The organism is Nostocoides sp. F2B08 (assembly GCF_009184895.1).
Taxonomy (GTDB): Bacteria; Actinomycetota; Actinomycetes; order Actinomycetales; family Dermatophilaceae; genus F2B08.
In genome coordinates, this window is the sequence record NZ_WESE01000021.1 from 1 (window position 1) to 11,583 (window position 11,583).

Annotated in this window: 12 protein-coding genes and 2 pseudogenes; 6 read left to right on the top strand and 8 right to left on the bottom strand. The window is 66.5% G+C overall.

Annotation, left to right across the window (positions count from 1 at the left end; all coding sequences use genetic code 11):
• Positions 1 to 300: 300 nt before the first annotated feature.
• The gene (locus tag GA707_RS20355; protein WP_152180279.1) at positions 301 to 531 is read left to right on the top strand and encodes a hypothetical protein; all 231 of its coding nucleotides are present in this window, start codon (positions 301 to 303) and stop codon (positions 529 to 531) included.
• Positions 532 to 661: 130 nt separating this feature from the next.
• Here GA707_RS20355 and GA707_RS20360 read toward each other — a convergent pair whose 3' ends face one another.
• From GA707_RS20360 to GA707_RS21030, 6 genes are all read right to left on the bottom strand, one after another.
• Entirely contained in the window at positions 662 to 931 is a 270-nt protein-coding gene (locus GA707_RS20360) for a hypothetical protein (protein ID WP_226964005.1), read from the bottom strand.
• A 5-nt stretch (positions 932 to 936) separates the two neighbouring features.
• Complete coding sequence (locus GA707_RS20365) at positions 937 to 1,164, bottom strand: hypothetical protein (RefSeq protein ID WP_152180281.1); 228 nt, start codon at positions 1,162 to 1,164, stop codon at positions 937 to 939.
• Between the two features lie 412 nt (positions 1,165 to 1,576).
• Positions 1,577 to 2,299: a hypothetical protein gene (locus GA707_RS20370; RefSeq protein ID WP_152180282.1), complete on the bottom strand. Its 723-nt coding sequence runs from the start codon at positions 2,297 to 2,299 to the stop codon at positions 1,577 to 1,579.
• Between the two features lie 378 nt (positions 2,300 to 2,677).
• A complete protein-coding gene (locus GA707_RS20375) occupies positions 2,678 to 3,124 on the bottom strand; it encodes a PRC-barrel domain-containing protein (RefSeq protein ID WP_152180283.1) in 447 nt (148 codons plus the stop codon).
• Entirely contained in the window at positions 3,121 to 3,702 is a 582-nt protein-coding gene (locus tag GA707_RS20380; RefSeq protein ID WP_255425111.1) for a PRC-barrel domain-containing protein, read from the bottom strand. Before GA707_RS20380 ends, GA707_RS20375 begins: the two co-directional genes overlap by 4 nt.
• Before the next feature lie 5 nt (positions 3,703 to 3,707).
• Positions 3,708 to 3,869: a hypothetical protein gene (locus GA707_RS21030; protein WP_193315470.1), complete on the bottom strand. Its 162-nt coding sequence runs from the start codon at positions 3,867 to 3,869 to the stop codon at positions 3,708 to 3,710.
• Between the two features lie 471 nt (positions 3,870 to 4,340).
• On the opposite strand from GA707_RS21030, the pseudogene GA707_RS20385 reads away from it, so the two are divergent.
• Together GA707_RS20385 and GA707_RS21895 are read left to right on the top strand one after the other, a co-directional pair.
• Positions 4,341 to 5,571 (top strand): annotated as a pseudogene (locus tag GA707_RS20385) (IS256 family transposase).
• Positions 5,572 to 5,967: 396 nt separating this feature from the next.
• Positions 5,968 to 6,069: pseudogene (locus GA707_RS21895) on the top strand (DUF2510 domain-containing protein); the annotation flags it as partial.
• Positions 6,070 to 6,261: 192 nt separating this feature from the next.
• On the opposite strand, the gene GA707_RS21470 reads toward GA707_RS21895, so the two are convergent.
• Both GA707_RS21470 and GA707_RS20395 read right to left on the bottom strand, forming a co-directional pair.
• The gene (locus GA707_RS21470; RefSeq protein WP_226964007.1) at positions 6,262 to 6,462 is read right to left on the bottom strand and encodes a hypothetical protein; all 201 of its coding nucleotides are present in this window, start codon (positions 6,460 to 6,462) and stop codon (positions 6,262 to 6,264) included.
• Between the two features lie 283 nt (positions 6,463 to 6,745).
• Positions 6,746 to 7,273: a TetR/AcrR family transcriptional regulator gene (locus GA707_RS20395; RefSeq protein WP_152180286.1), complete on the bottom strand. Its 528-nt coding sequence runs from the start codon at positions 7,271 to 7,273 to the stop codon at positions 6,746 to 6,748.
• Between the two features lie 147 nt (positions 7,274 to 7,420).
• Between GA707_RS20395 and GA707_RS20400 the strand changes: the two genes are divergently transcribed.
• The 3 genes from GA707_RS20400 to GA707_RS20410 all read left to right on the top strand — a co-directional run bounded on the left by GA707_RS20400 (position 7,421) and on the right by GA707_RS20410 (position 11,166).
• A complete protein-coding gene (locus GA707_RS20400; RefSeq protein WP_152180287.1) occupies positions 7,421 to 8,608 on the top strand; it encodes a dipeptidase in 1,188 nt (395 codons plus the stop codon).
• A 289-nt stretch (positions 8,609 to 8,897) separates the two neighbouring features.
• Positions 8,898 to 9,500 (top strand): alpha/beta fold hydrolase, encoded by a 603-nt coding sequence (locus GA707_RS20405; RefSeq protein ID WP_370460066.1) that lies wholly within the window; start codon positions 8,898 to 8,900, stop codon positions 9,498 to 9,500.
• 277 nt (positions 9,501 to 9,777) lie between these two features.
• The gene (locus GA707_RS20410; RefSeq protein ID WP_152180289.1) at positions 9,778 to 11,166 is read left to right on the top strand and encodes a wax ester/triacylglycerol synthase family O-acyltransferase; all 1,389 of its coding nucleotides are present in this window, start codon (positions 9,778 to 9,780) and stop codon (positions 11,164 to 11,166) included.
• Positions 11,167 to 11,583: the final 417 nt, after the last annotated feature.

Genomic DNA, 11,583 nt, shown 5'->3' on the forward strand with positions numbered 1-11,583 from the left:
GACCAAGGAACATCCAGTGGAACCCTCCCGGCAGCGAGGCCGGGAGGTCACCCCTGCCCCGACATCACCACCCGAGACTCATCCTCGCGAGGCCAACACCCAAAACGTCATCGGTGGATCCGGGTTAAGGGCACCTTGAGCGGACAGGCCCAGTTCCTGCCAGCAGACGATTGCCTGACCGGGCTGGCTACCACGGTCGAAGGGGCGCGCGGGGTCGCGTCCCACCTGGGGCGGATGATGATGTCCGGGCGACACTGCACTCCCACGGGTGATGATTTCGGTCCGGGCGAGATGACTCTGATGGCCGCCAACGGCGATGCGCTGTACATGACGTACACCGGCTCCGCTCCCTTCCCCGCACCCGGAACCGAGGTCATCGTGGGTACCACGACGGCCACGATCACCGGAGGTACCGGACGCTTCGAGGACGCCACCGGGACCGTGGAGATGGTGTTCGAGATCCAGTTCGAGGGCTTCGAAGACCCATCGTGGGCAGCGATCTGGACGATGACCGGGATGATCAACTACTGAGCATCTCTCTGTTCGCCGCGGCCGAGCAAAGGGACTCCTCGACCGCGGCGAACCGAACTACCTCACACGCCCTGAGTCGATCGCGCACCCGCAGCATTCCGCCGGGAGCTGGGCTATGGAGAGTTGCCGGTTAGGCAACTTTGTTTGCGTAGCGTTGGCGGGCGGCTTCGCCCGAGGTGCCGACGAAGGTGCCGATCGCGGACCAGGACAGGCCGGCGGCTCGGGCGGCGCGGACGGCATCGAGGAGGTGCCGTTCGGCCTCGGATCGTTCAGCCACCGCAGCGCGCAGCAGAGCGACCGCCTCAGGGTCGAGCTCGTCGCCGGGCTGGGGGTCGTAGTTCTCGAACTTCTCGGCCATCTCGTCGGCGTGGGCGAGGATCTCTTCGACTGTTCGGGGCATGGTCATCACCGCAGAAACTTCTCTCGGGCGAGCATCGCGTGCACGATGACGTGCACGTGTTCGCCCTGGACGTAGCCGACCTCGAGGAAGACCGCGGCCTGGTTGGGGCCGAGGATCATGGTGAACCCGTCGCCGAGGTCCCAGATGCGGACGGGATTGCGGTAGGCGTGGAGGATCTGGTCTTTGTCCAGTCCGTGCTTCAGCGCGGAGGGGGCGATGATCGGATCATCCATCAACACAAGTTACCTTGCCCAACCACCGCGGGCAATAGTGGGCTGCTGACTCCAACGCCCGCGGCATTGCGCCGGGAGCTGGGCGCAAGTCCCGTGCCTTGTGTATGGACGTGGGAGGGACGCCGGCGTCGCGACTGGACCAGGCTTTGGCGAGACTTGGAGGGGTTGTGAAACGGCATTGGCCACGGTCGATCGAGTGCGTGCCCTCGAGTTCGAGCGTTGCTCCCTGGCCCGGCGCGACATCGGCGTGGATCTCGAACTCGCCGAAAGTCGGTCATGATGTGCTCGTCCGCGGCCTCGGGGTCGGAGACGTGTCCGGCCAGCTGCGCCGTGAGCAAGTTGCGGGCCGATCTCGGAGAAGCGCGGGTTGACGCCGACACGGAGCGTGCGGCTGTGAACGTGCGCCGAGGTCCTACGGGGCGGGGGTCTCCGGTGCCTGCTGCGTGGGAGGATCCAGCGGCGGCGCTTGCTCCTGCGGGGCGTCGTGCTGCGGGGGTACTGGTTCCTGCGGCACGTCCTCGAGCGGCGCGTCCTCAATAGGAACTGGCTCCTGCGGGACCTCGCCGTCCTGAACCTCGCCCGGCAGCGGCACCTCGAGCTCGACATCGAGCGAGTCCTGCCCCGTGCCGCTCCAGCCCGGGATCGAAGTCCCGACACTCGTACTACTCGTACCGCCGGTGAACGTGGACACCGCACGACCGGTCGACAACTCAAAGGCCACGATCAAGACCATCGCGACCACGAAGAGCGCTGCGCTGATCACCGCGATCCGCCTCCACGCCAGGCCCTGCATAAACCGCCCCACGGACCTTTCCCCGTCCGGCTCCTCGATGTAGCCCGGGTCCTCGGTCCGGAAACGATCCTCGGGCTGGGCGACCGACCCGGCATAGGCCAGCTCGCGCACCCGGCCGGTACGGCGAGCCGCGAGAGCCTGGGACGCGACGCGATCCCTCGTCAGCGTCAAGTAGTGGGAGTAGACGGCACCCCCCACCGTCACGCACAAACTGCCCAGCGCGGCACCCACCAGCGTGCCGGCCGCGCCGAGGCTGGACAGCAGCACGGCCGAAGACACCGCGCCCAAGGCGCCACCTGCGGAGTTGACCCAGTTGATCTGAAGACGGTTCGGTTCACTCACTTACTCCACTATCCGGCCCTACGCAGTACCACCCAAATCGTGTGCCGGCGACCACGCTCAGCCGTGACCCACCTCTCACCAGCGGCTCCCACTCCACGGCTGCCAGAACCTCGCGAACAACACCCTTGGCTCGGTGCGGTCTAACTCCTCGCACCCCACCCTTGCCGCGCCCAAGCAGCGCCGACGTAGACATGTAGATGACGACGGCGAGCAACTGGACCTTCTCAACCTGCGGCACATCGCCGGAGCCGGGCGCAAGGATGGCGACCGACCCGGGGCCAGCATCTTCCGCCGCCAATCGAGCGATGTTCTCGCCGCAGGCTGGTGCCGAAGCACGACCTGCACCGGTCGTATCTTCCGGCATCGGACGCTTCGGCGTCAGGAGCCGTGAGGTTCTGCGCGGACCACCACGGCGTAGGACCCGACCCCGATGAGGCGGTCGGCGGCGACGTCCGGGGCGCTGTCGAGGAGGAACGCTGTCAGGGCACCCGTCGCGGGGTCGAAGTCGACGTCCTTGACGGTGCCGAGCTCATCACCGGTACTGGTCAAGACGCGCTTCTTCACCAGCTCGCGGGCCTTGTCCCCCAACGCCTCCAGCTCGGCGTCGATGTCCGTGACCACCCCGGCCCGCGGGACCGTGACGGCCTCGCTGCCGAAGGCGGTGATGTCCCGCCACCGGATAACCTCGCCCGTCTTGGTCTTCTTCACCCGCAGGGCGACGATCGAGTGGGTCGAGGGCTCGAGGAGGAACCCGCTCACCGTACCCACGGTCTCGGCGCTGCTGATGTCGACGACCTTGTGCCCCTTGGCGGACGAGAACATCATGGTCGGGACTCCGTGAGGTGCGAACGGAACCGGTCCACGGCCGCGCCGAAGCCAGCCAGATCGTGACCCACGAAGTCCTTCACGCTGCTAGGGACCATGAGGTGCTCGCCGGAGGCCGCCATTGTGTCGGGCAACGGGATCAGCACCATCTGGCCCTGGGTGCCCAGCCCCTCGGACGCCTCGACCTCGTATCCGACGACGTCGCACTGCTCGCCACCGGTGACATCGACGGAGACGACAACGTCGCGCACCGTGCCGAGGCCGATGCCCTCCTCGGTCAGCACCTGGGAGCCGAGGACATCCCCGGCGGACCCCGCACTGCCGCGGGACGCCTCGACGATCGACGGGGCCGAGACCAGCACGCTCTCGTCGCGGACCATCACCGCGTCCGCGCCCAGGGCGGAGACGCCCTCCCAAGGCAGGCCTTCCTTCAGTGGCCCGGCGAAAAGACCACGCCCTGCCAGGGTGAACCCGATGACCGAGCCGCCGTCGGCGGCATAAACGACGTCCTTGATCTGGGCGATGTCCTCACCGGCCATCGTGACCACCGGACGCTGAGTGACCTCGGAGGTCCGCATCAGCCTCATCGTCGCTCACCGCTGTCAGGAGTCTTGGACCCGATGATCACCCCGCCCCGGCGCCGACGGGCTTGGATCACCAGCACGGCCGCGACCAGCACCACCACCAGGACCACCACGAGGATCAGCCATCCCCACCAGTCCATCACGGCCTCCTCGTCGTCCAAGTGTTCTCGACCTTACCCGCGAGATGTGACCTGCGGGCGTACCTCGATGCTGGGAACTGATGTCGAGCTGGCACGATCCGATAGGGCCCGAAGCAATGTCACGGTAAAGCGGTACTCAACTCACGACGACCCCAGGAGCCACCGATGACGTACACCACGGACTCGGTCCCCGACCTGACTGGCATGACCGGCGGTGGTGGAGCGTGCGCCAACGGCAGGCTCGGGCTTCCGAGCGCCCTCGCGGCCACCTCCAACGTCAAGTCGAATCGACCGGCGAAATGCATCACCGACCTTCCCAGAGCCTCTTTCGCTGCGCCGCCGGCCGGCGCACAGCACCTGAGTCATAGCGCCGCCGTATGAGTCCCTGGGAGTGGTGGGGTTTGGGGTAGCGGAGTGGCTTCGAGGTAGGTGGGGCCATCGGCGAGATTCTTGGTGTGCACGGCCAAGTACGCACCGAAGGAGATCTCACCGATGGCCTTGTCCCAGTCTGCCTTGTCGGAGTTGTTGGAGGTGTTCCGCGCCGGCGAAGGTGTGGACCTGATCCGGGAGGCGGTCCAGGTCGCCTTGCAGGAGATGATCGAGCTGGAGGCGGCGCAAGTGATCGGCGCCGGCCGGTATGAGCGGACCGAGACCCGCCGGACTGAACGCAACGGGTCCCGGTCAAGGGTGTTGACGACCAAGGCCGGCGATGTCCAGCTGGCGATCCCGAAGCTGCGGAAGGGCTCGTTCTTCCCCGGTATCCTCGAGCCGCGCCGCCGGATCGACCAGGCGCTGCATGCGGTGGTGATGGAGGCCTACGTCCACGGCGTGTCCACCCGCAGCGTCGATGACCTGGTCGCCGCGCTCGGCGGGACCGGGATGTCCAAGAGTGAGGTCTCGCGGATCTGTGCTGGCCTGGACGCCACGGTGGATGCGTTCCGGAACCGGACTCTGGGCCATGCCCGGTTCCCGTACGTGTTCTTGGACGCGACCTACCTGCACGTGCGCGAGTCCGCGCGCGGGCAGGTGGTCTCCAAGGCCGTCGTGGTCGCCACCGGCGTCACCGTGCCCGGAGGTCGCGAGATCCTCGGCCTGGATGTGGGTGACAGCGAGGACGAGACGTTCTGGCGCAAGTTCCTCACCGACCTCAAGAACCGCGGATTGGGTGGGGTGCTGCTGGTCATCTCCGACCAGCACGCCGGCCTGGTAAAAGCGTTGAACCGGTGCTTCGCCGGCGCCTCGCATCAACGCTGCCGGGTCCATTTCGCCCGCAACCTGCTCGCCCTGGTCCCCAAGTCGCACAAGGACATGGTCGCCGCGCTGTTCCGCACGATCTTCGCCCAACCCGACCCCGACGCGGTGCACAGGGCCTGGGACGAGGTCCGGGACCAGCTGGCCAAAGCGTTCCCCAAGATCGGGCCACTGATGGACGACGCCAAGACCGAGGTCCTCGCGTTCACCGCGTTCCCGCGGGCGCACTGGCCCAAGATCTGGTCCAACAACCCGATCGAGCGGGTCAACAAGGAGATCAAAGAGACGCGCCCGCGTGGTCGGGATCTTCCCGAACGACCCGGCCCTGATCCGCCTCGTCGGAGCGGTCCTGGCCGACGCCCACGACGAATGGCAAGTGGCCGACCGCCGCTACCTCTCCGAAGCCTCCATGGCGCTCCTGTACAAGACCAGCGATACTGAACCCGCCGCCGAAATCACTAGCGGCCCGTGAGCATCAAGGAACCCCCTTGAAAGCCCACCACCCCACGGGGCTTAGTCCTCTCGCATCGGACAAGGTGTCCCTTTTCGCCGGGGTGTCGTCGTGCGTCGGCCATACGACGGATGGCATGTGTGACGCCCAGCGCATGCCCAGGCAGCGTGACTCCGCCGCGAGTAGCATCGGAAATGGATGCATGGGGAGCATCCCGTCTTGGCCCATGAAGGAGGCAGGGTCCATGACTATGGCAATGATCCTTTCGTCATTGGAACGCCCAACTCTGCTGGTTGGATTTGTGTTTGGCTTCTCGCGTGGAGCGAAGGCGCTACCAGTCAGGAACGGAGCGGCGCGAGTTCCTCATTGGAGGCCGGCAATCCCACCTACCGTTGTGGGAGGTGCCGCCACATGGTGATGCTCTCGCCGCCGCCCGGGTGGTATCGAGACCCCACGTCCGCATCACCCCAACTGAGGTACTGGGACGGCAGCGCCTGGGGTGACGCGTGCCGCCCATATGCGCCGCCCAGTGAACCAGGATCTGAGGCTGCGAATCGCGACCGAACCCCCCGTCGATCGTCACGCTTCGCAAGCGTCAAATGGGGGGCGCTCGCCGCGTTCGTTCTCGGCAGTCTCGTCATTGGGTTTGCACTTCTTAACGGCCAGCCAGTCAAGGATGTGGACCTCAGTAGCGGCAAGGTGAGCTTCTACTCAAGTGCAGATCCGCGCGAAGTCGAACAGGCGCAACCTGAAGCCGAGGAGGCTGTCGCGGATCTGGAGGAGCAGGCCCGCGAACAGGCCGTGACCCAACCGGCGTTCAGTGGTCCCGACCTCTCTGGCACATGGGTTCCAGTTGGTGGATCTGGCCAGTGGTACGAGCTCAGCCAGTTCGGCGATCAGGTCGTCGTCCAAGAGGTCACTCCGTGGGGCATCACCGCGACTGGGTCAGGGACAGCCTTCGAGGACGGCGTCTCAATGTCGTTCGCCGCATACAACGGCGTCACCGGGACCGCGGACCTTCGGCTCATTAGTCCTTCAACCCTTCAAGGAACGCTCACAAGCAGTGCCTACGGGGCCACGCCCGTGCAATGGGAGCGAGCCTCCTAGAAGCCGACACCGCGTGTCACACCGCTGGTAGCGTCGCGTGGTTCTTCGCTGGCGCCTTGACGGCAATGGTGGGTGCCCCGTATTCGCTTCATGTGGTGTGGGCGAAGGTCGCGGCCATCTCTTCGGGGCTCTCATTGGCGCCGCGCCGGAGCCATTCGAAGAGGAGGTTGAAGTATCCGCCGGTGTTGAAGGCGCGGGCGTATTCGCTCTTGGGGGTGTTGAGGTAGCGGGTGCTTCCGCTGCGTTCGGCGACTTCGGAGTTGTATTCGTTGTACTTCTGGAGCACCAGGTAGATCATGCCGTTGCGTGCGAGGACCGCGAGGAAGTCCAAGTGCTCTGTCCAAAAGGTGAAGTGCATCAAGACGATGTCTTCCATCGGACCGTTGGCGACGACGCGCAGCTGCTCGACGTACTCGAGCATGAGGCGTTCGCTGTAGGCGTCAAGGAGGTCGTTCTTGGTGGCGAAGTTCCGGTAGAAGGTGCGCCGGGACACCTTCGCCCGCGTGGTGATCTCGGTGATAGTGATCTCGGTGTACGGCTTCTCCGCCATCAGGGACAGCAGAGCCTCGACGAGCCAAGCGCGTGACTTCTCGGCGGCGGGACGTCGCTGGCGCATGGCGTGGATCCTGTCTCATCAAGGGCCTGGATGTAGCACTTCTGGGGCTGGCGCCCGCGTTTCGTTGACACGCCGAAACGGCACTGCCTAGCGTCGCCAACTGTCACAAGTGTGACACTTCCGATCCCATCGCCGAGGAGTCCACCCATGTCCACATCCACAAAGCGCCGGCTTCGCCGCAGTCTCTGGTCTCTTGCCGCGCTCGTCACAGCCTCACTCGCTGCCTTCTTCGCCATCGCGCCAGGGCAGGTCGAGCGGGCCCAGAACGAGCTTCTTGAGGGTGACCTTCCCACGATCGACGCCCAGGCCCGGGCGTTGCACGACTCCCTTGACGTCGTGGACATGCACAGTGACACCCTGATCTGGGACCGGGACCTGCTCAAGCGGTCGGACCGCGGCCACATGGACCTGCCCCGGCTCGAGGAAGGGAACGTGGCACTGCAGGTCTTCTCCTCGGTCTCGAAGTCCCCCAAGGGCCAGAACTACGACTCCAACACCGCAGAGAGCGACAACATCACCCTGCTGTCGATCGCTCAGCTGCAACCGCCGCGGACGTGGACCTCGCTACTCGAGCGCTCACTGCATCACGCCGAGAAGCTTGAGAACGCCGCAACGGACTCCGATGGCCGCCTCGTCCTCGTGCGCACCAAGAGCGACGTCGACGACCTCCTCGCCGCGCGGAAGGCTGGCGAACGTGTCACCGGAGCACTCTTCTCCGTCGAGGGCCTGCACAACCTCGAAGGCGACCCCGAGAATGTCGAGCGACTCTACGACGCCGGGATGCGGATGGCCGGCTTCGCCCACTTCTTCGACAACGAGCTGGTCGGGTCCATGCACGGCGTCGACAAGGGAGGACTGACGGACCTAGGACGCGAGGTCTTCGACGAACTCGAACAGCGCGGCGTCATCATCGACATCGCCCACGCCAGCCACCCAGCCATCGCGGAGATGCTGGACCGAGCGACCAAGCCGGTCGTCGCCAGCCACGGAGGCGTCCAGGCCACCTGCGACGTCAACCGCAACCTCACCGACGACGAGATCCGCGGTGTCGCCGCCACCGGCGGCGTCATCGGCATCGGATTCTGGGACGCCGCCGTCTGCGAGCTCACCCCCGCCGCTGTCGTCGACGCCATCGAACACGTCATCGAGATCGGCGGACTCCAGAGCGCCGCCCTCGGCAGCGACTACGACGGCTCCACAACCGTCGCCTGGGACATCAGCCAGATCGCGCTCATCACCCAAGAACTACGAGACCGCGGCCGCACAGAGGACGAGATCCGAGCCATCATGGGCGGCAACACACTACGCGTCATCCACGCAGTACTCCCAGGCTGAAACCACAACCACCGATGCGCCTGTCCGCCGGATGCGGACCCCCGCCCATCGCCTGCCAGGTGAGCGCCTTGGAGGAGTGCATCCCCCCTCTTTGAGCACGACGCGCCGTGAAGTGATCAGCTGCTCGTTCCCTCGATCTCCGTGGTCGGTCAAGGCCCTGATCACGGCGGTGGAGACCTGCCTCGCCTTCCGACATCATGGATGGGTGAATGAGGTCTTGCGGGTTTCGACCGGCGAGGTGACTCTCGCGGTCTGGGCCTGGGGGTCTTCGGCCGCGTCTTCGCCACCGGTGGTGCTCCTGCACGGCGCCGGGGCCACGTCCTCTACCTGGGAGGTCGTGGCGAAAGCCATTGCAGCCGACCGGACGGTGTTGGCCGTCGACCTGCGCGGTCATGGCGCAAGCGACCACGCGAACCACTATTCGATCAGCACGATGGCCGACGACATCTCCGCACTTCTCCCCAAAATCGCTGACGCACCCGTCGACCTGGTCGGCCACTCACTGGGCGGGCTGGTGGCACTGAGGGTCGCTGCACGCCACCCCGGCCTGCTGCGCAGGCTCGTCCTGGAGGACGTCGGCATGCCACACCCCCGCGTTCCCAACCCGCCGTCCCAACCCCCCGGTGACCTGCCCTTCGACTGGAAGGTTGTCGAACACGTGCGACCAGAGGTCGACAACCCGGCCGCGGACTGGCTGAGCGTCGTCCGAGCGATACAGGCACCGACACTCGTCGTGGCCGGCCGCGACAGCTTCGTCGACGCCGCCCACGTACACGAATTGGTCACCACTTTACCCGACGGGCGAACCGTCACCCTGGACACCGGCCACGAAGTCCACGCCGAACGACCCGACGAGTTCATCGCGGCTCTTCGCGCGTTCCTCTCACCCTGAGCCCAGGTCGGGTTGGCCCCGCAGGCCCCGACTCGTACCAAGCAGAGGCCAAAATCGTTGCACGTAACTGTCCCGCCAGGTGCGGCACTCCGCCGGGTGCAGACCGCCGGGAATCTGGCGGTGACGAGGCCCCTGTGACGCCGTGCACATGCGTGCTTCCTCCCGTCACGTTCGGCGGATGATCGAAGTGCGGCCTTGGCTTGGGGGGCCTGCGCCTCACCCTCGTGCCCCCTCCTAGGAGCCCTGTGCGCACCAAGAGCAAGGAGGCTGGGATCTGATGGAACGGTTGACCCCATTGTCGGCTGCCTTCCTGCAGGCCGAGGACGCGGACTCGACGACGTCGATGGCGATCGCCTCCACTGCGATCCTGTCCGGACCCGCCCCGCCGCAGGAGGAGCTCCTCGACCACATCCGCGGGCGACTGCCGTTGGTCCCCCGCTTCCGACAGACGGTCCGCCGGGTTCCCTTCGACCTGGCAGCCCCGGTATGGGTCGACGACCCGGACACCGACGTCGCCTGGCACGTCCGTCGCACGGCACTGCCCCAGCCGGGTGGACCCGAAGAGCTACACCGGCTGATCGCGCGGGTCATGAGCCAGCGGATGGACCGCACCCGTCCGCTGTGGGAGTACTGGGTCGTCGAGGGTCTGAGCGAGGACCGCTGGGCGATTCTGCAGAAGTTGCATCACTGCATGGTCGACGGAGTGTCCGGCACAGCGCTCTACGACGTCATCTTCGACACCGACCCGGTCCCGTCACCTCCCCCGGTGGACGACTGGAAGCCGCAGCCGGCTCCCACCACACTGTCCCTGACCGGGGGCGGCCTGCTGGACCTCGTTCTCACCCCCGTCGCGGGCCTGCGCGCCGCCGGGTCCCTGCTGTCCTCGCCCCGAACCCTGGCCCGACGCGCCGCCCGCACCGCGCGGGGCACCTTCTCCCTGGTCACCGACGCCCTCCCCGTTACCGGCAGCTCGCTGTCCGGGCCGGTCGGCCGCCAGCGCCGCTACACCTCCACGACCGTGCCGTTCGACGCGGTCCGGTTGATCCGGTCGGCGTTCCCCGGCACCGTGAACGACGTGGCGCTGGCCGCCATCACCGGCGGCTTCCGGGCGCTCCTGCTCTCCCGCGGGGAGCAGCCACGAGCGCACGCCATCCGCTCCTTGGTGCCCGTCTCGATCCGCCGCCCCGGCGAGGAGTCGATCCCGGACAACCGGGTCTCCCTGCTCCTCCCCTACCTGCCGGTGGACGTGGCCGACCCCGTGGCAGCACTGGCGACGGTGCGCGAGCGCATCGCCAGGGCTGCCACATCCGGAGAGGCCGAGGCTGGCACCGACCTCGCCTTGATCGCCGGCTACGAACCGTTCCCTCCGGTCTCACTGGGCGTGCGGCTGGCGTTCCATCTGCCCCAACGCCAGCTCGCCACGGTGACCACGAACGTCCCCGGGCCGAGGAGGCCCATCTTCCTGCTCGGCAGAGGCTGCACGCGCATCATCCCGTACGTGCCGATCGCCGACCGGGTCCGCATCGGCGTGGCAATCTTCTCGTACAACGACGAGCTGACCTTCGGGATCACCGGCGACTACGACACCGCGAGCGACATCGACCAGCTCACCGACGGCATCAACTCCACGCTCCAGGCACTGATCCAGGCCGCCACCTCGCCCTGACCAACCGCTTCGCCGACGCCCTGGAGTCAGCGGGCTGACGGGTACTCCTCCCGTTGCTCCAGCATCCGCCGAACCACGCGCTCCTTCATAACGGGATCAGTCGTCATCGGCATGACGCCATCCTTCCTGACTCACAAGACAGCGGCACCAAACCCGTGCCGATCCAAAGGACCGACCCACCTGGAGAAGATGCGTCCAACCGCCGGGAGCTGGCTCGGGCGTGGTGATCGCTGTGGGGGAGACCGTGGTTGTGGGCGCTTGGCCGTGCTGCCGCACCGTTGACACCTACCTGGGGCAGTGTCAACGGACAGCGGGATTTCCTTGTGTGCGGACAGGTGACTTCCCTGTCGGCGGACAGGTGTTCTCCCTGTCGGGGGTTAGGTCAGGGGCATCACTCCTCGTCCTTCGGTGGCGTCG